The organism is Streptomyces sp. NPDC093795 (genome assembly GCF_044764665.1).
GTDB lineage: Bacteria > Actinomycetota > Actinomycetes > Streptomycetales > Streptomycetaceae > Streptomyces.
Genome location: NZ_JBIWIO010000007.1, coordinates 1 through 17,790 on the forward strand (window position 1 = coordinate 1; position 17,790 = coordinate 17,790).

The following is a 17,790-nucleotide window of genomic DNA, read 5'->3' on the forward strand; positions in this document are numbered from 1 at the left end:
CTGGCGTTGATTTTTGGCACGCTGTTGAGTTCTCAAGGAACGGACGCTTCCTTTGTACTCACCCTCTCGGGCTTTCCTCCGGGCTTCCCTTCGGTATTTCGTGTTTCCAGCTTAGCAGACTCGATTTCCGTTTCTGCCACCCGCTGGAGCGGGCTGCCGGGATTTGAATTCGCTTTCGCTTTTCCGTTCCCGGCGGGGTCAAACACTACCAGGCTTTTCCGGGCCCCCCGACCACATCCCTGCGAGCATGCAGAGGTGTAGACCACTGGGGTTAGGATCTGGCTTGATAGGTGCTGCCGACCCGCGACTCAAGGCCGCGTTGGGGTCAGGCAGGAGTACGACAGTACATCCCACCGTCAGTTGAGGCAAATCGTTTCCGGTAGTCCCTAGCTCCGCCCAACTGGTACGTCTCGTGCGGAACCGGGACTTCCTATGACATACGCTTCAGAACAGTACGCCGTCCAGGACAGGTAGTGACGGCGCCACACAATCTCCGCCCCTGGGAGGCTTCCCATGACAACCGTGACGTCGCCGCTTGCTGGACGCGCCATCGGTCTCGCCGCAGTTCCCGACCCGGTCTTCTCCGGTGCGATGGTCGGTCCCGGTACCGCCATCGATCCCGTACGTGAGCCCTCGGAGGCCGTCTCCCCCATCGACGGGGTCATCGTCTCCATGCACCCGCACGCCTTCGTCGTCGTCGACAGCGAGGGCCACGGCGTTCTGACCCACCTCGGTATCGACACCGTTCAGCTCAACGGGCAGGGCTTCGAGCTGCTCGTCAAGAAGGGTGACACCGTGACGCGCGGACAGGCCGTCGTGCGCTGGAACCCCACGGACGTCGAGGCCGCGGGCAAGTCCCCCATCTGTCCCGTCGTGGCTCTCGAGGCCACCGCGGACTCGCTCTCCGACGTCGTCGAAGACGGTGACGTGAAGGCCGGCGACGAGCTCTTCGGCTGGCGCTGAGCCGGTTCGTCCTCGTGACGACCGCGAGTTCGACATTCAACGCGGCGGCGGGTGCCGCCGCTCTATCGGAGACGGGTGAGATGGAGACAACGCTGCGAGGCGTCGGCGTCAGCCACGGTGTGGCGATCGGCGAGGTCCGGCACATGGGTACGGCGGTTCTCGAGCCGCCGGCCAAGCAGATTCCGGCGGACGAGGCGGAGCGCGAACAGGGGCGCGCCCGTCAGGCCGTCGAAGCTGTCGCCGCGGATCTGATCGCGCGCGGCAATCTGGCCGGCGGTGAGGCGCAGCACGTGCTGGAGGCCCAGGCGATGATCGCCCAGGACCCGGAGCTCATCGCAGATGTCGACCGCAGGATCGCCGTGGGCAGCACGGCCGAGCGCGGTATCTACGACGCCTTCTCGCACTACCGCGAGCTGCTCGCGGGTGCCGGTGAGTACATGGCCGGGCGGGTCGCCGACCTCGACGACGTGCGGAACCGGATCGTCGCGCGGTTGCTCGGTGTGCCGATGCCCGGCGTGCCGGACAGCGACGAGCCGTACGTGCTCATCGCGCGGGACCTGGCGCCCGCCGACACGGCGCTGCTCGACCCGACGCTCGTGCTCGGGTTCGTCACGGAGGAGGGCGGGCCGACCAGCCACAGCGCGATTCTGGCGCGGGCGCTCGGTGTGCCGGCCATCGTCGCGCTGCCGGGTGCGGGCGAGCTGGCCGAGGGCACGCTCATCGCGGTCGACGGTTCGACCGGTGAGCTCTTCGTGGATCCGAGCGAGGAGAAGAAGGCGGCGCTGACGAAGGCCGCCGCCGAGCGCAAGGCGGCGCTCGCCACGTCCAGTGGTCCTGGTGCGACCTCGGACGGGCACAAGGTGCCGCTGCTGGCCAACGTCGGGGGTCCGGCGGACGTGCCGGCCGCGGTCGAGGCCGGGGCTGAGGGCGTCGGGCTCTTCCGTACCGAGTTCCTCTTCCTGGACGACAGCGAGAAGGCTCCGTCCGAGGAGAAGCAGATCGAGGCCTACCGCAAGGTGCTCGAGGCCTTCCCCGAGGGCCGTGTGGTCGTGCGGGTTCTCGACGCGGGTGCCGACAAGCCGCTGGACTTCCTGACGCCGGCGGACGAGCCGAACCCCGCGCTCGGTGTGCGGGGTCTCCGGTCGCTGCTCGAGCACCCGGATGTGCTGCGGACGCAGCTGACCGCGCTGGCGAAGGCGGCCGAGGGTCTGCCGGTGTACCTCGAGGTCATGGCTCCGATGGTGGCCGACCGTACGGACGCGAGGGCGTTCGCCGACGCGTGCCGTGAGGCGGGGCTGCGGGCGAAGTTCGGTGCGATGGTCGAGATTCCGTCCGCCGCGCTGCGGGCGCGCTCGATCCTTCAGGAGGTCGAGTTCCTGTCGCTGGGCACCAACGACCTGGCGCAGTACACCTTCGCGGCCGACCGTCAGGTCGGTGCGGTGTCCCGGCTCCAGGACCCGTGGCAGCCGGCGCTGCTCGACCTGGTGGCGCTGTCCGCCGAGGCGGCCAAGGCCGAGGGCAAGAGCTGTGGTGTCTGTGGCGAGGCTGCCGCGGACCCGCTGCTCGCCTGTGTCCTGACGGGTCTGGGGGTCACCTCCCTTTCCATGGGTGCGGCGTCCATTCCGTATGTGCGGGCGACGCTGGCCAAGTACACGCTGGCGCAGTGTGAGCGGGCCGCGGCCGCGGCGCGTGCGGCGGACACGGCGCACGAGGCGCGTGTGGCCGCTCAGGCGGTGCTGTCCGGGGAGTGATCCCGGGCGTTCGCCGACGTACGAAGGGGCTTTCCGTCACTGGGTGGCGGGGAGCCCCTTCGGCGTGTGCGGGGTCAGTGGTGGGTGGTCCAGTCGTCGTCGGGGTCGGGGGCGAGGGGGAAGCCGGCGCGGTGGTCGACGCCCGGTTCGGGTGAGAGCGGTTCTCCGGTGCGGGCGTCGGTGCAGTAGGCGGCGAAGACCTCGGCCTCGGTGAGCGGGGTGAGGGTGCCGCCGGCGAGGCGCCAGCCGTGGAGTCGGTCGCGGTCCCCCGGGTTGCTGGTGCGCAGGACGAGTCCGCCCGGTGTCCCGAGGGTGATGCCGGCGGCGAGGACCGCGGTGAACTCGGCGGCTGCGGCGTCGTCGACGGTGGTGGTGGGCTGCGGGGTGCCGTGGGCGTGGAGGACGGCGATGAGTTGGTCGTCGGCCGCCGGGACGCTGCACACGAGGTGGTGGGTGCCGGGCCCCGCGGCGTCGAGGAGGCGCGCGAGGAGTCGGGCGGCCCGCTCGAAGGCGGCTTTGCCGATGTCCTTGCCGCAGGTGGCGCAGTCGCCCGCGGTGGCGAGGACGGTCGTGGCGTACTCCCAGGTGGCGTGGCGGACGGTGGTGTCGATGAGCTCGGGCAGGAGGGTGCTGAGGGGCTGCCCGGTGTAGGTGACGTGGGCTCCGGTGGCGGCGAGGTGGGCGGTGAAGCGGCTGCGGCTGGTGGGGTGGTCGGGGTCGATGGTGGTCTCGGCGCAGTAGGCCGCGTACTCCTCGGGGTCGAAGAGGGCGACGGTGGTGTGGCCGCCCTGGGTGGCGAGGGTCTTGAGGAGGGCCTCGACCTGCCGGAGGTAGGTGGTGTGGTCGTCGAACGCGAAGGTGCGGTAGCGGCGCATGGCCGTGAAGTCGTGCTCGTCGGCGAGGAGGCCGACGGTGCTGGGGACTTCGCGGCGCAGGGCGCGCCTGAGGTGTGCCTGGGTGGTGCCGGTCCGTGTCATGTCTCCCCCTGGTGACGGTCCGATCAGTGCTCACTCACCGTAACCTTCGCCACTGACAGTGACGGTTCGGGGAGGCGTCGGCGGACGAGACGGCTCTGGGCGGCGCTGGCGGTGACGAGGGCGGCGCCGAGGACTGGCCAGGCCAGGGGGCCGGCGGAGACGAGGGCCGTCATGAGGAGTGGGCCCGCGCAGCGCTGGGTGGACTGGGCGAGGCCGTGGACCCCGAGGTAGGCGCCCTGGGCGTCGTCGGGGGCCAGGGCGACCGAGAGCTCCCAGGACGCGATGGTGTGGATCATCTCGGCGAAGGTGAGGGCCACGGCCGCGGTGATCAGAGCCGTGATGGAGAGGGTCCGGCCGCCCAGGGCCGAGACGGTCAGGGCGAGCGTGCCGACGGCGAAGAGGCCCGCGACGGGGGCGAGGAGGCGCCGGGCGGCTTCCGTGGAGGAGCCGTAGCGGGAGAGCGGGACCTGGAAGGTCACGACGAGGGCGCTGTTGGCGACCATCAGGAGGGGGGCGAGGCCGACGGGGGCGTCGGTGGCGTGGACGATCCAGAGCGGCAGGGCGACCTGGAGGATCGAGTCGTGGAGGAAGAAGACCGACTCGCCCGCGGTGAAGGCGAGGAAGCCCCGGTCGCGCCAGGGGTTGGTGGGCTTGGCGGTGGCGGGCCTCGCGTCGGTGGACGCGGCGGTGACGCGGGAGGCGGCGGGGGCGGGGGGTTCGGCGCAGCGGAGGGTGAGGGCCGCCATCAGGAGGTAGGAGAGGACGTCTCCGACGAGCAGGAGGTGGAAGGCGGTGGTGGTGCCGACGGCGAGGGCGGCCGCCGCGCCGAGCCCGCCGATGGTCCAGCCGATGTTGGAGGTGGTGCGGTTGATCGCCTGGTAGCGGACGCGGTCGGGTCCTGCGACTCGGGCGGCGTAGAGCTTGGTGAGGACGTTGGTGGCGCGGTCGGGCAGGGCGCCGGCCGCCGAGAAGAGGACGAGCAGCACGTAGTCGTCGGTGGTGAGGAGGGCGAGGAGGGCCGTGGCGCGCAGCAGTTGGGTGCAGATGATGACGCGGACGAGGGGGAAGCGGTCGGCGAGGAGGCCGCCGAGGGGGGCGCCCGCGATGCCGGCCGCGCCCGCGACGGCGATGAGGAGGCCGACCTGGCCGAGGCCGAGGCCGGTGACGTAGGTGAAGTAGAGGGCCATGGCCGTGGACCAGAGACCGGTGCCGCACTTGTCGATGAAGCCGATGAGGAGCATGCGGCGGCCGTCGGGGCCTCCGGGGATGCGGTCCTTGAGGGCTGATCGGCTGAGGTGGCTGGAACGGGTGGTACGGGTGGAGCGGCTCAAAGGTCCCCCTTGCCAACTTCTTTGTATTGATACATAATTGACTACGTGACAGCACAATATGCGATCGAGGGGACGACGGCCAAGGGGATTGCCGCGTCCGTCGAGCAGGGCGTGACCGAGGGCAGGCTCGCTCCGGGCGACGCACTGCCGCCCGTGCGGAGGCTCGCGGACACGCTGGAGGTGAGTCCGGGGACCGTCGCAACGGCCTACAAGGAGCTGCGGCAGCGGGGGCTGGTCGTCACGCGGGGCCGGGGCGGGACCGTGGTGGCGGACGTTCCCTCGGTCGCCTCCCGGCGTCCGCCGCGCGTGCCGGACGGCTTGGTGGACCTGGCGGGCGGCCATCCGGACCCGGCCTTCCTCCCCGTACTGCGTCCGCCGTCGACGGTGACCCCGGTGTACGGGTCCCATCGCGCCGCGCCTCGGCTCGCGGCACTCGAAGAGGCGACCCGGGCGTGGTTCGAGCGGGACGGGGTTCCCGCCCGGCACGTGACCTTCGCGCACGGGGCGCTCGACTGCATCGCGCGGCTTCTCTCCACGGAGCTGCGGCCCGGTGACGCGGTGGCCGTGGAGGACCCCGGTTTCCACCATCTGCTCGACCTCGTACCGGCGTTGGGGCTGCGGATCGTCCCCGTGGCCGTGGACGGCGAGGGGCTCGTACCGGAGTCGCTGCGGACTGCGCTTCGGGGCGGGGTGCGCGCGGTGGTGTGCAGCCCGCGGGGGCAGTGTCCGACCGGGGCGTTCTTCACCCGGTCGCGGCGGGACGAACTCGTCGCGGTGCTGAGGGGGTTCCCCGAGGTGCTCGTGGTCGAGGACGACCACAACGCGGAGGTCGGCGGGGCGGCGGCGTACACGCTCGCGGCGGCGGGGCTGGACCGGTGGGCACAGGTACGGACGGTGTCGAAACACCTCGGGATCGATCTGCGCTGGGCCGGGCTCGCGGGCGACGCGGTGACGCTGGCGCGTCACGACGGGCGGATGCTGATGACCTCCGGCTGGGTCAGCCACGTACTCCAGGACACGGTGGCCGGTCTTTTCGGCGACGGTGCGGTACGCGCGCTCGTGGCGGCGGGCGAGACGGCGTACGGGGAGCGGCGCGCGGCTCTGATCGGTGCGCTCGGGACGTACGGGATCCGGGCGGTCGGGGCGAGCGGGATGAACGTGTGGGTGCCGGTACGGGACGAGTCGGCGGTGGTGAACGGGCTGCGGACACAGGGGTGGTGGGTCGCCGCGGGGGCGCGGTTCCGGATCGCGGCGCCGCCCGCGGTACGGATCACGACGGCGACGCTCGCGCCCGACGACGCGACGCGCCTCGCGGCGGACTTCGCGGAGGTGCTCGGCGACGCGCAGGCGACGTACGGCGGGTGACGCGGGGAGGCGGCGGAGCGCTCCGGGGGTCGGTCACCCGGAGCGTTCGTTGTGCCGCCGGGGTGGGTCGGGGAGGGGCCACGCCCCGGAAGTCCAGCGCGGCTTCCCGGGGTGACCCGTGGTGCCGTCCGCGACGGACGCCGCCGGCCGTGAGGGCATTGCCGTCGCCCGTACCGCGTATGGGGAACGGACCTGGTGGGTCTTCGACCGTACGACGTCGGCGGTCGTCGGTGCCCCCGGCGCGCTGCCGGGGGCAACGAGGGCGTAGCGACCCGTCAGCCCCGTCGGGAGGCCGCCAGCGTTTCGTAGAAGTGGAGGAGGCCCAGGTCGTCGACCGAGCCCGCGTTGACGGCCTTGGCCAGGGGCGTGCCCTGGAGGAGGCGCTTGACGGGGACCTCGATGCGCTTGCCGGTGAGGGTGTGGGGGACGCCCGGGACCTCGATGATCTCGTCGGGGACGTGGCGCGGGGAGAGTTCGCTGCGGATCGTCCTCTTGATGCGGGCGATCAGCTCCTCGTCCAGGGTGGCGCCCTCCACGAGGTGGACGAAGAGCGGCATCCAGTAGCCGCCGTCCGGCTCCTCCAGGCCGATCACGAGGGATTCGCGGATCTCCGGGAGGCGTTCCACGGCCTCATAGATATCGGCGCTCCCCATCCGTACGCCCTGGCGGTTCAGGGTGGAGTCGGAGCGGCCGTGGATGACGACCGAGCCGTGGTCGGTGATCGTGATCCAGTCGCCGTGGCGCCAGGCGCCCGGGAACATCTCGAAGTAGCTGTCGCGGTAGCGGCTGCCGTCGGGGTCGTTCCAGAAGTGGATCGGCATGGACGGCATGGGGTTGGTGACGACCAGTTCGCCGACCTCGCCGATGACCGGCTTGCCGGAGGGGTCCCAGGCCTGGAGGTCGGTGCCGAGGCCCGCCGCCTGGAGCTCACCGATGTGGACCGGGAGGGTCGGGACGGCGCCCGCGAAGCAGGAGCAGACGTCGGTGCCGCCGCTGACGGAGGCGATCCAGAGGTTCTCGCGGACCTCGTCGTGGAGCCAGCGGAAGCCGTCGGGCGGCAGCGGGGAGCCGGTGGTGGCGACGCACTTCACGGCGGAGAGGTCGAAGTCGCGGCCGGGGTGGACGTCCGCCTTGGCGCAGGCCATGACGTAGGCGGCGGAGGTGCCGTACAGGGTGGCGCGGGTGCGTTCGGCGACGCGCCACTGGGCGGCCGTGTCCGGGTAGCCGGGGCTTCCGTCGTACAGGACGACGGTCGTTCCGGTGAGCAGGCCGGAGACGAGGAAGTTCCACATCATCCAGCCGGTGGAGGTGTACCAGAAGAACACGTCCTCGGGCCCGAGGTCGCAGTGCAGGCCCAGCTGCTTGACGTGCTCGACGAGGATGCCGCCCTGGGACTGGACGATGGCCTTCGGGAGGCCGGTCGTGCCGGAGGAGTACAGGACCCACAGCGGGTGCGAGAAGGGGACCTGCTCGTAGACCGGCTCGACGTCGGCGGCGACGAGGTCGGACCAGGCGAGCGTGCCTTCGGGGGCCGGGGTGCCGAGGAGCGGGATGTGGACGACCGCGCGGAGGGTGGGCAGCTCGGCGCGGAGCTCGGCGACGGTGTCGCGGCGGTCGTGCTCCTTTCCGCCGTAGCGGTAGCCGTCGACGGTGAAGAGGACGACCGGTTCGACCTGCTGGAAGCGGTCCAGGACGCTGCGGGCGCCGAAGTCCGGGGCGCAGGAGGTCCATACGCCGCCGACCGCCGCGGTGGCGAGGAGGGCCACGACGGACTGCGGGACGTTGGGCAGGTAGCCGCTGATCCGGTCGCCGGGTCGTACTCCGAGGGCGCGCAGTTCCGCGGCGAGGGAGCCCACCTGGCGGCGGAGCTCGGCCCAGGTGGTCGGCAGGGGCTCATGTGTCTCGTCCACATGGAGCAGAGCCGTGTCATGGGGGCGCTCGTCGGCGGCGCGCAGCGCGTGCTCGGCGTAGTTGAGGGTGGCGCCGGGGAACCAGTCGGCGCCGGGCATCGACCGGTCGCCGAGGATTCGCTCGTACGGGGTGGAGAAGCGGATGTCGAACCACTCGACGACCGCCTTCCAGAAGGCTTCGAGCTCGTCGACCGACCAGCGGTGGAGCGCCGGGTACCCGCCCTCCGCCGGGGCGCCGTGGTGCTCGGCCGCCCAGGTCTGGAAGCGGGTGACGGCGGCCGTGGCGATGCGTTCGTCGTCCGGCTGCCAGAGCGGCTCGGTCTGCGCTGATGTCATTGGGGCGGCTCCCTGGCTGTACGCGGGGTCGGCGTGTGTCCCGCGCACGTGCTGGGGTGTGCGCGCGACGCGGCTGACAGGACGATGCCATGTGATCGTCTTTCGCACCAGGGCTGCCCGCCCATGGTCGGGCAGTTGAATATGTGCTCCCACCACGGGTGAACGGAAGTTGAACGGAGCTCGTATCGCCCCTGGTGGGTGGCAGGGTGATCACCATGGACGGTCGTGAACTGGTGCGTTCGATCAAGGTGTTCGGTTCGGTGCGGGGGTTGCGGACGGTGCGGGCGGCGTGGCGGCAGCGCCGTACGGACGCGTGGGGGCTGCCGCCGAGGGGGCCGGAACGGGCTCGGGTGCCGGGTCTCGCGACGGAGGCGGAAGCCGCTCCGGGAGGGGGGACCATCCGTTTCGCCCGGTCCTCGCTGCGGGTCTGCGTGTCGCCGGGCGGCACCGTGTTCTGGGGGTGGGACGGGGCCGGGCCGCTTCCCTCGTACGCCCTGGCCGGTGAGGCGCCCGACCCGGATCCGCGGGCCTGCCTCGAGCCGGACACCGACGGCGGCTGGCGGATCGTGTCGGAGCGGGTGACGGTCGCGGTCTCCCGGCACGGGGCCGTGGAGATCCGGACACCTGGCGGGGTGATGCTGCGCCGGGACCTGCCGCCGCGCTGGTGGGAGCCGGTGGGGAGCGGGGAGGCGGCCACGGGACCGGGCGCCATGGCCGTGACGGAGACGGTCGGGGGTGCGCGGGACGGGGCGGTCGCGGTGGATGGCGCGGCGGGCGGGTCGGTCGCGGCGGGCGGTGCGCCGGACGGGGCGGTCGCGGTCGGGCGTGCGCGTTGGGTGCAGCGGAGCGAGGTGCCGGCGGACGCGCGGTTCTTCGGGCTCGGCGGGCGGTCGGCGGGGCCGCGGCTGCGGGACGGCTCGTACCGGCTGTGGAACACCGACCCCAAGGGGAGTTTCGGCCCCGGGGACGATCCGCTCTACCTCACCATGCCCGTGCAGTTCGTCGTCTCGGACGCCGGGACCCACCTGGCGTTCCACGACAACTCCTGGGACGGCCGGGTCACCCTTGCCGAGGGCGAGGAAGGGGCGGGGTCGGGGCACGACCGGCCGGGGACCAGCGAGGTCCGGATGGGCGGCGGGCCGCTGCGCTGCTGGGTCGTGGTCGGCACCCCCGCGCGCGTACTCCACGGCTGGGCCGCGCTCACGGGTGCTCCCGCGCTGCCGCCCGACTGGGCGCTCGGACCGCAGCACGCGCGCTGGGGGTTCGGGAGCGCGCAGGAGGTGCGCAGGGTCGTCGCCGGGTACCGGGAGCGCGGGCTGCCGCTGTCAGCCGTACACCTGGACATCGACCACTACGACGAGCATCAGGTGTTCACGGTCGACCGGGAGCGGTTCCCCGATCTGCCGGGGCTCGCGGCGGAGCTGCGGGAGCAGGGCGTGCGGCTCGTGTCGATCGTGGACCCGGCGGTGAAGGCCGAGCCGGGGAACGCGGTCTACGACAGTGGGCGGGCGGCGGGGGCCTTCGTCCGGGACGCGCGGGGCGGTGAGGTCCGCGGAGTGGTGTGGCCGGGCGAGTGCGCCTACCCGGACTTCACCGATCCCGCGGTACGGGAGTGGTGGGGCGGCCTCTACGAGGAGCGGCTCCGGCAGGGCTTCGCCGGGGTCTGGCACGACATGAACGAGCCGGTGTCCTTCGCCCCCTTCGGTGACATGACGCTGCCGCGTTCCGCGCGGCACGCCCTCGACGGCCGGGGCGGCGACCACCGCGAGGCGCACAACGTGTACGGCCTCGCGATGGCGCGGGCCGGGTACGAGGGGCTGTGCCGGCTGCGGCCCGACGAGCGGCCCTTCCTCTTCTCGCGGTCGGGCTGGGCGGGCATGCAGCGGTACGGGGGCACCTGGTCGGGTGACGTGGCGACGGGGTGGCCGGGGCTGCGGGCCTCGCTCGCCCTGGTCCTGGGTCTCGGGCTGTGCGGGGTGCCGTACTCGGGGCCGGACGTGGGTGGGTTCGACGGCAGCCCGACACCGGAGCTGTTCCTGCGCTGGTACCAGCTGGGGGCGTGGCTGCCGCTGTTCCGTACGCACGCGGCGATCGGCGCGGGGCGGCGCGAACCGTGGGAGTTCGGACCGGAGGTCCTGGAGCACGCGCGCGTGGCGCTGGCCGAACGGGAGCGGCTGCGGCCGTACTTCATGACCCTGGCCCGGCTCGCCCGGATGACGGGCGCCCCGTACGTACGCCCGCTGTGGTGGGGAACGCCGGAGGACCGGGCGCTGCGCGACTGCGAGGACGCGTTCCTGCTCGGCGACGCGCTCCTCGTGGCGCCGGTCCTGACACGGGGCGCCGACCGGCGGGCGGTGCGGCTGCCGCGCGGGCGCTGGTACGACACGGCGACGGGGCAGGCGTACGAGGGGCCCGGGCAGGTGCTGCTCGACGCGCCGCTCTCCCGGATCCCGGTCCTGGTGCGGGCGGGGGCGGTGCTCCCGGTGCGGGGTGAGGGCGGCGGCCTGGCCCTGGAGGTGTGGGCGCCCGCCGCGGGGCGGACGGGCGGGGGGCTCGTCGTGCGGGACACGGGGGACGGCTGGGAGCCGGCCGAGATCGAGCGGTACCAGTCGCGGCTCGTGGACGGCCGGGTGGTGGTGGAGCGGATGACGGACGCCGGGGTGGAGGCGCCGGGGCTGCCGGTGCGGGTGCGGGGGGTGTGACGGGTGGGGCCCGTATCGCGGTGACGGGTGGGACCCGTATCCGGACACTCGTAGTCCGGTGACGGGCGAAAGCCGTAACCGGGCTCGTAGCAGGGCTTGGGCCCTCGCCCGCGTACAGGCCCCCGGCCTCCAGCCCTCCGCCCCGTCAGTCGTACGCCCCCGCGAACCACTTCCGTACCGCCTCCGTGTGGAGGGGGAAGGCCAGTTCCACGGGCGCGTGGAGCGCGTGGTGGCCGCTCGTCTCGTCCGTCGGGGCCGAGGGCGGGAGTTCGGCGGCGCGGCGGGGCGGGAGGAGGCCGAAGAGGAGGAGGTGGCCGGCCGGGGAGCTCATCGCGTCGGCGAGGCGGACCTCCTCGGCGGAGGCCTCGATGCCGGTCTCCTCGCGCAGTTCGCGGGCGACGGCGGCGCGCCAGTCCTCACCGTGGTCGATGAAACCACCGGGCAGGGCGACCTCGCCCCGCGCGGGCTCGATGGCGCGGGTGATGACGACGAGGCCCGTTCCCTTTCCGTCCGTGACGGGGAGCAGGGCGACGGCCACGGGCAGGGGGTTGCGGTAGGCGGTGTGTCCGCAGGCCGGGCAGGTGCGCGGCCAGCCGGCGTCGGCCGGGTGGGCGGCGCCGCAGCAGGAGCAGTGGGAGTCCATCACGGCCCGACGGTATGCGATCACCCTTTCTCGGCGCTGCCGGAACTGATAGACGGTGTGCATGACAGGACTTGCTTCCGCTTTCCGTATCCTCGCCGTCACGGCCGCGGCCGGGCTGCTCGCCGTCACCGGCGCCGTCGCCGCCCCCGCTCCCCCGGCGTCGGCCGCGCCGGAGCCGAAGGCCCCACCGGAGTTCGTGGCCCTGAGTTCGGTGGACCGGACGATCCTTCAGGAGATGCGCTACACGACTCCGCACAACTTCGTGGGTGAGCCGGTGGACGGCTACCGGCAGCCGCTGTGCATCCTGACCCGGCCGGCCGCCGAGGCGCTGCACCGCGCGCAGGCGCGTCTCCTCGCGCGGGGATACACGCTGAAGGTGTACGACTGCTACCGGCCGCAGCGGGCCGTCGACCACTTCGTACGGTGGGCGAAGGATCTGGGAGACGAGCGGATGAAGGAGGAGTTCTATCCGCTCGTCGACAAGTCGAGACTGTTCGCGGACGGTTACATCGCGGAGAAGTCGGGCCACAGTCGCGGTTCGACGGTGGATCTGACGATCGTGCGGCTGCCGGCGGTGCCCACGCGCGCGTACGTGCCGGGCGAGCAGCTGGTGGAGTGCTTCGCGCCGCGGTCGGAGCGGTTCCCCGACAACTCCGTGGACATGGGGACGGGGTACGACTGCTTCGACACGCTCTCGCACACCGACGACCCGCGGATCCAGGGCGCGCAGCGGGCCAACCGTCAGCTGCTGAAATCGGCGCTCGTCGAGCAGGGGTTCGTGAACCTGCCGGAGGAGTGGTGGCACTTCACGTTCAAGCCGGAGCCGTTCCCGAGCACGTTCTTCGACTTCCCGGTGGCGCGGAGGTCGGTGGCCGGGCACTGAGTGCGGGAATCCCGGCTGCGCGGGTGGCGGTGTGTTGAGGCCCCCGCGTGCGGGGGCCTCAACCGTCAGGTCGTCGCGCCCGCGTGGGTCCGGTCCGCGAGGACCAGGGCGTGTTGGACGACGGCCACGAGGACGTTCTTCACGGACTCGCGGTCGCGGGCGTCGCACATCACGAGCTCGACCTCGGGGTCCAGGTCGAGCGCCCCGCGCACGCTCTCGGCGGGGAAGCGCTGCGCGCCCTCGAAGCAGTTGACGGCCACCGTGAAGGGGATGCCGCGCCGCTCGAAGTAGTCGATGGCCGCGAAGCTGTCCTCCAGGCGACGGGTGTCCGCGAGGACGACCGCGCCGAGCGCGCCCTGCGCCAGCTCGTCCCACAGGAACCAGAAACGGTCCTGGCCCGGGGTGCCGAACAAGTACAGGACGAGGTCCTCGCGGAGGGTGATCCGGCCGAAGTCCATGGCGACCGTGGTGGTCGTCTTGGTCTCCACGCCGTGCAGGTCGTCGACGGGCCGCCCCGCCTCACTGAGGATCTCCTCCGTCCGCAGGGGCCGGATCTCGCTGACCGCGCCCACCAGGGTCGTCTTGCCGACCCCGAATCCGCCGGCGACCAGGATCTTCAGGGTCATCGGCTCGACGAAGGGCTTTTTGCGGCTAGAGCGCCCGAAGGCCATTGATCACCTCGCGGAGAATGCTCACGTCCGGCAGCTCGGCCGGCGGAACGGGGCGGGTCACGTGGACGAGTTCGTCCTCGACGAGATCACCGACGAGAACCCGGACCACCCCGACGGGGAGGTCGAGTCCGGCGGCGAGCTCGGCGATCGACTGTGGCTGCTCGGAGCAGCGTTCGACGATCTCCACGTGTTCGGGGGAGAGCGTCTGGTCCCGGCCGGGATCGTCGGCGGCGGGCTCGGGGACGACCAGCGCGATCAGGTCGAGCCGGTGACGGGTGGCGGCGCTGGTCCGGCCGCGGGTCATCGCGTACGGACGGACCACCGGCCCGGCCTCGTCGTCGAACCAGTGGTGCGGGGCCGGGCTCTCGTTCAGCTGGTTGCGCTCGGCTGCGTCACTCATGCCGTCCCACTCACCCTCCCGCGGGCAGACCGGTCCGGGGGGCCGTGGCGAGGTGGACCCCGACCCGCTTCACCATCAGCGTCATCTCGTAGGCGACCTGACCCACGTCGGAGTCGGCATCGGCGAGCACCGCCAGACAGCTGCCGTCACCGGCGGCCGTGACGAACAGGAAGGCGTCCTCCAGTTCCACGACCGTCTGGCGGACCTGGCCCGCCTCGAAGTGGCGGCCGACGCCCTTGGCGAGGCTGTGGAAACCGGAGGCCACGGCGGCCAGGTGCTCGCCGTCCTCCCGGGTGAGGTCCTGGGAGGCACCGGTGGGGAGGCCGTCGCTGGAGAGCACCAGGGCCTTCCGGATGGACCTGACGCGCTGGACGAGCTCGTCGAGGAGCCAGTTCAGCTCGCCGTTTCCGTGGGCGTGGCCGGAGGTGGTGCTGGGTGCTGCGGCGTTCGGTGCGGTCATCGACCGTCCCCCTCGGGTGTCGTTCCTTGTGCTGTCGGGTCGTCCGGGTCGGCGTTGTGGCGCCGTCCACGCTGCCAGCCGCGCTGCATGGCGGCCATGCGCGCGCGTACCTCCTCGGCGTCGCGCTCGAAGGAGTCGGGGTCCGCGGGCGTCGCGCCGCCGCTCGTACGGGCGTCCGCACGTGCGCCCGTACCGCGGTCGGCCGGACCGTCGGTCGCGCGCAGCTGCGGCGCGAGGCTCGCCTGGCGGACCCGGCGGGGCAGTCCGCCGAACGGCTCGGGGCTCTGGCTCTGCGGCGGGGCGGGGCTCTGGCTCTGGCTCTGGCTCTGGCTCTGCGGCGGCAGGGGACGCTGTGGCGGGCCGGGGCTCTCCGGCGGGATGGGACCTTCCGCCGGGGCGGGGCGGTCCGCCGTCGCGGGACGGTCCGCCGCTGCGGGGCGCCGCGGCGGCACGGGGCCCGCCGCCGGTACGGGGACGAGGGTGGGGCCGGTCGGCCGTCCGCCGGACCTGGGCGTCGGCGGGTCGTCCTGTCCGGTGCCGTGCGCGAGGTTGCCCGGCGCGCCGGGGTGCCCCGTCGTGCGGCCGGGAGCGGGGTGCGCCCGGGCGGGGAAGGTCTGCGCGCGCTCGGGGCCCTCGTGGCCGTGGTCAGGAAGCGCGTGAGCCCTGCCGGACGCGCCGTCGGGAGCGGCGTCTGCGCGCGTCGGGAGGGCGTGCGCGCGGGTCGGGTCATCGGCGCGGGCCGGGAAAGCGTCTCCGCGGGTCGGGTCCTCGGCGCGGGCCGGGAGGGCGTGCGCGCGGTCCGGGTCGTCCACGCGGCGGCCGTGGTCCACGACGAGCGTCGGGGTGACGCGGCGGCGCGGCAGCGGTACGGGGCCGCGGGCTCCCCCGTCGGCCTGCGTCTCGCCCTCGCCGTGGCCGTGCGTCCGGTCACCGGCCTGCTGGTGCTGCTCGCCCGCGGGTGCGAGCGGGCCGCGGCGCCGTCCCCGGGGCAGGAACAGCCCGCCGCGCTCGCTCTCGGTGTCGAGGAGGTCCGCGGACCGGTCGAGGAGCACGTCGAAGTCGACGCTGTCGACGGGACCTTCGAGTTCGACGGGGCCGTCGAGCGGCGCGGGCCCCTCGGTGACGTCAGGGACCCTGGCGAGAGCCGGGCGCCGGGCGGGCGGCGTGCCGCCGTCGGCTGTCCCGTCGCCGGCCGGGGCGGCGCGCTCCAGCGTCTTGCGGTCCAGACGGAAGCCCGCGCCCTGGGTCTCGGGCGCGTCGGTGAGCAGCGCGGCCGGGATGAAGACGACCGCGGTGGTCCCTCCGTACGGGGAGGTCTGGAGCGAGACGCGGACGTTCTGGCGCTGGGCGAGCCGGCTGACCACGAAGAGGCCGAGGCGGTCGGTGTCCGAGAGTTCGAACTCGGGGGTCTCGGCGAGGCGCAGGTTGGCGTCGAGCAGGGCGTCCGGGTTCATGCCGAGGCCGCGGTCGTGGATCTCCAGGGTGAAGCCGTTGGCGACGCGCTCGCCGCGCACCTGGACGGCGGTGTGCGGCGGCGAGAACACCGTGGCGTTCTCCAGGAGTTCGGCGATGAGGTGGGTGAGGTCCGCGACGGCGGGGCCGCCCACGCCGAGCCGGGGCAGTCGGCGTACCTCGATCCGCTCGTAGTCCTCGACCTCGGCGACGGCGGCGCGGACCACGTCCATGAGCTGGACGGGCTTGCGCCACTGCCGGGAGGGCGCGGCGCCGGAGAGGATGACGAGGCCCTCGGCGTGGCGTCGCATACGGGTGGTGAGGTGGTCGAGCCGGAAGAGGTCGGCCAGCTCGTCGGTGTCCTCGGTGCGTCGTTCCATGGTGTCGAGGAGGGTGAGCTGACGGTGGAGCAGGACCTGGTTGCGGCGGGCGAGGTTGACGAACACCTCGGACACACCGCGCCGCAGCTCCGCCTGCTTGACCGCGGCCTCGACGGCGGCGCGCTGAAGGGTGTTGAGGGCCTGGCCGACCTGGCCGACCTCGTCCTCCCCGTAGGCCAGGTGGGGCACCTCGGTGCCGACGTCGACCTGTTCGCCGGCGGCGAGCCTCCGCATCACGCTGGGGAGGCGTACGCCGGAGACCTCCTGGGCCTCCTTCTGGAGACGGCGCAGGTCGCGGACGAGCACGCGGCCGATCCGGACGGAGATGACGACGGAGGCGAGCAGGGCGAGGAAGCCGAGGACGCCGGCGACGCCGGCCTTGAGGAGGACGCTGTACGCGGCGGGCTGGACCCGGTCCTGGTAGCGGTCGCCCGCTGCGGTGTTCTCGCGGGCGAGGTCGTCGAGGACGGGGCCCGCGTGGTCCTGCCAGTAGGCGGCGGTGAGGGCGCGCGGGCTGTCGGTGGGGCCCTGCTCGATGATCGCGTTCTCGGCGGTGCGCAGCGGCCGGGTGTCGGGACTGCGCCAGTACCTCTCGAAGCGCTCGCGCTCGGCGGTGGGCAGGAGTTCGAGGTTGACCTCGTAGAACTGCTCGCGGTTGGCGATGAGGTCGGAGATCGCGCGGATCTCCTGGGCGGTGACGCGGTCCGCGACGAGCGCGGAGAGGACGAGGGCGTCCTCGCGGGAGAGCAGTTCACGCGCACGCGTGATGCCGACGAGGGCGCGGCCCTGCTTGTCCATCTCCACGTTCTCGAGGGCGTGGAGGGTGACGAGGAAGCTGTAGCAGGGGTCGACGAGCCGGTTGTAGAAGTCGAGGGCCTGCATGCGGCCGATGTCACGTTTCTCCACGGAACGGCGCAGCGAGGCGAGGCCGTCGAGCGCTTCGAGGAGGGAGGCGAGCCGTTGGGCGGTGACGGGCCGCATCTCCTCGCGTACGCCGGGGTCGGCGGCGTTGGCGCGGATGCGGGCGATCTGGCGGTCGGTGGCCCGGCGGGTCTCGCGCAGGGAGCCGAGGGCGTCGGAGCCCCGGGGGTCGGCGAGGTAGACGAGGGACTGGCGGCGTTCGAGCTGGATGACCCGGGCGGTGTCCTCCAGGGGGTAGCCGACCTTGTCGACGATGTAGCCGACGTCGAGGAGCTGGTCGGCCTCGCGGCCCGTGAGGGCCGTGGCGAAAACCCACAGACCGGTGAGGGAGACGAGCGGTACGAGGAGCAACGCCACGATCTTCCGGCGGATGGACTTCCCGCGAAAGCGCATGGCCTCCCCCAGCTCGACCCCCGTTCGCACGGGGGTCCTTCACGTCCGTGACGGCCGGCGTCAACACGCGGCGTCAACCTTGAGTTCCACAGTCGAGTTTCAACGCTTGAATTTCAACAAACGGCGGCGCGAGCCTACTACTGCATCAGGGCTATCCCGAAGGCATGTCCGGGCTATTTTCAGCCTGTCGAGTGAGTGTTGATCATGAGATGTCCCGATATTCAGGGAGTTGAGGTCGGCCACTGTGGTGCA

The 17,790-nt window shown here is 72.7% G+C and carries 14 protein-coding genes; 6 read left to right on the forward strand and 8 right to left on the reverse strand.

Annotated features, from left to right (window positions below):
* From ACIRB7_RS19645 to ptsP, 3 genes are all read left to right on the forward strand, one after another.
* Window positions 1-261, forward strand: a 261-nt coding sequence (locus tag ACIRB7_RS19645) for a hypothetical protein (RefSeq protein WP_403600010.1), incomplete at its 5' end; no start/stop codon positions are given.
* Between the two features lie 252 nt (window positions 262-513).
* Window positions 514-963, forward strand: a complete 450-nt coding sequence (locus ACIRB7_RS19650; protein ID WP_403600013.1) for a PTS glucose transporter subunit IIA — start codon at window positions 514-516, stop codon at window positions 961-963.
* Window positions 964-1,043: 80 nt separating this feature from the next.
* A complete protein-coding gene (ptsP, locus tag ACIRB7_RS19655) occupies window positions 1,044-2,714 on the forward strand; it encodes a phosphoenolpyruvate--protein phosphotransferase (protein WP_403600016.1) in 1,671 nt (556 codons plus the stop codon).
* A 74-nt stretch (window positions 2,715-2,788) separates the two neighbouring features.
* Here ptsP and ACIRB7_RS19660 read toward each other — a convergent pair whose 3' ends face one another.
* Complete coding sequence (locus tag ACIRB7_RS19660; RefSeq protein ID WP_403600019.1) at window positions 2,789-3,691, reverse strand: hypothetical protein; 903 nt, start codon at window positions 3,689-3,691, stop codon at window positions 2,789-2,791.
* Between the two features lie 23 nt (window positions 3,692-3,714).
* A complete protein-coding gene (locus ACIRB7_RS19665) occupies window positions 3,715-5,022 on the reverse strand; it encodes an MFS transporter (RefSeq protein ID WP_403600021.1) in 1,308 nt (435 codons plus the stop codon).
* Between the two features lie 45 nt (window positions 5,023-5,067).
* Between ACIRB7_RS19665 and ACIRB7_RS19670 the strand changes: the two genes are divergently transcribed.
* Window positions 5,068-6,387, forward strand: a complete 1,320-nt coding sequence (locus ACIRB7_RS19670; RefSeq protein ID WP_403600024.1) for an aminotransferase class I/II-fold pyridoxal phosphate-dependent enzyme — start codon at window positions 5,068-5,070, stop codon at window positions 6,385-6,387.
* Window positions 6,388-6,662: 275 nt separating this feature from the next.
* Here ACIRB7_RS19670 and ACIRB7_RS19675 read toward each other — a convergent pair whose 3' ends face one another.
* Window positions 6,663-8,633, reverse strand: coding sequence for an acetoacetate--CoA ligase (locus tag ACIRB7_RS19675; RefSeq protein WP_403600026.1), 1,971 nt, complete (start codon window positions 8,631-8,633; stop codon window positions 6,663-6,665).
* A gap of 215 nt (window positions 8,634-8,848) precedes the next feature.
* Here ACIRB7_RS19675 and ACIRB7_RS19680 point away from each other — a divergent pair, with 215 nt between their 5' ends.
* On the forward strand, window positions 8,849-11,335 hold the full coding sequence (locus tag ACIRB7_RS19680; RefSeq protein WP_403600029.1) for a glycoside hydrolase family 31 protein: 2,487 nt from the start codon (window positions 8,849-8,851) through the stop codon (window positions 11,333-11,335).
* Between the two features lie 145 nt (window positions 11,336-11,480).
* On the opposite strand, the gene ACIRB7_RS19685 is transcribed toward ACIRB7_RS19680, so the two are convergent.
* The gene (locus ACIRB7_RS19685) at window positions 11,481-11,978 is read right to left on the reverse strand and encodes an NUDIX domain-containing protein (RefSeq protein WP_403601013.1); all 498 of its coding nucleotides are present in this window, start codon (window positions 11,976-11,978) and stop codon (window positions 11,481-11,483) included.
* A gap of 61 nt (window positions 11,979-12,039) precedes the next feature.
* Here ACIRB7_RS19685 and ACIRB7_RS19690 point away from each other — a divergent pair, with 61 nt between their 5' ends.
* The gene (locus tag ACIRB7_RS19690) at window positions 12,040-12,861 is read left to right on the forward strand and encodes a M15 family metallopeptidase (RefSeq protein WP_403600031.1); all 822 of its coding nucleotides are present in this window, start codon (window positions 12,040-12,042) and stop codon (window positions 12,859-12,861) included.
* Window positions 12,862-12,926: 65 nt separating this feature from the next.
* Here the strand turns inward: ACIRB7_RS19690 and ACIRB7_RS19695 are convergent, their stop codons facing one another.
* From ACIRB7_RS19695 to ACIRB7_RS19710, 4 genes are read right to left on the reverse strand one after another with little or no spacing between them, the layout of a single operon-like run.
* Window positions 12,927-13,532, reverse strand: coding sequence for an ATP/GTP-binding protein (locus ACIRB7_RS19695; RefSeq protein ID WP_351220645.1), 606 nt, complete (start codon window positions 13,530-13,532; stop codon window positions 12,927-12,929).
* On the reverse strand, window positions 13,513-13,932 hold the full coding sequence (locus ACIRB7_RS19700) for a DUF742 domain-containing protein (RefSeq protein WP_403600033.1): 420 nt from the start codon (window positions 13,930-13,932) through the stop codon (window positions 13,513-13,515). The genes ACIRB7_RS19695 and ACIRB7_RS19700 overlap by 20 nt, the downstream gene beginning before the upstream one ends.
* A 10-nt stretch (window positions 13,933-13,942) precedes the next feature.
* On the reverse strand, window positions 13,943-14,392 hold the full coding sequence (locus ACIRB7_RS19705) for a roadblock/LC7 domain-containing protein (protein ID WP_403600036.1): 450 nt from the start codon (window positions 14,390-14,392) through the stop codon (window positions 13,943-13,945).
* The gene (locus ACIRB7_RS19710) at window positions 14,389-17,538 is read right to left on the reverse strand and encodes a nitrate- and nitrite sensing domain-containing protein (RefSeq protein ID WP_403601016.1); all 3,150 of its coding nucleotides are present in this window, start codon (window positions 17,536-17,538) and stop codon (window positions 14,389-14,391) included. Before ACIRB7_RS19710 ends, ACIRB7_RS19705 begins: the two co-directional genes overlap by 4 nt.
* Between the last annotated feature and the right edge of the window lie 252 nt (window positions 17,539-17,790).

Excerpts from the sequence above, each read along its gene's own strand:
- ACIRB7_RS19650 (WP_403600013.1), top strand. The coding sequence starts at position 514 with ATGACAACCGTGACGTCGCCGCTTGCTGGACGCGCCATCGGTCTCGCC.
- ptsP (WP_403600016.1), top strand. The coding sequence starts at position 1,044 with ATGGAGACAACGCTGCGAGGCGTCGGCGTCAGCCACGGTGTGGCGATC.
- ACIRB7_RS19660 (WP_403600019.1), bottom strand. The coding sequence starts at position 3,691 with ATGACACGGACCGGCACCACCCAGGCACACCTCAGGCGCGCCCTGCGC.
- ACIRB7_RS19675 (WP_403600026.1), bottom strand. The coding sequence starts at position 8,633 with ATGACATCAGCGCAGACCGAGCCGCTCTGGCAGCCGGACGACGAACGC.
- ACIRB7_RS19680 (WP_403600029.1), top strand. The coding sequence starts at position 8,849 with ATGGACGGTCGTGAACTGGTGCGTTCGATCAAGGTGTTCGGTTCGGTG.
- ACIRB7_RS19685 (WP_403601013.1), bottom strand. The coding sequence starts at position 11,978 with ATGGACTCCCACTGCTCCTGCTGCGGCGCCGCCCACCCGGCCGACGCC.
- ACIRB7_RS19690 (WP_403600031.1), top strand. The coding sequence starts at position 12,040 with ATGACAGGACTTGCTTCCGCTTTCCGTATCCTCGCCGTCACGGCCGCG.
- ACIRB7_RS19695 (WP_351220645.1), bottom strand. The coding sequence starts at position 13,532 with ATGGCCTTCGGGCGCTCTAGCCGCAAAAAGCCCTTCGTCGAGCCGATG.
- ACIRB7_RS19700 (WP_403600033.1), bottom strand. The coding sequence starts at position 13,932 with ATGAGTGACGCAGCCGAGCGCAACCAGCTGAACGAGAGCCCGGCCCCG.
- ACIRB7_RS19705 (WP_403600036.1), bottom strand. The coding sequence starts at position 14,392 with ATGACCGCACCGAACGCCGCAGCACCCAGCACCACCTCCGGCCACGCC.
- ACIRB7_RS19710 (WP_403601016.1), bottom strand. The coding sequence starts at position 17,538 with ATGCGCTTTCGCGGGAAGTCCATCCGCCGGAAGATCGTGGCGTTGCTC.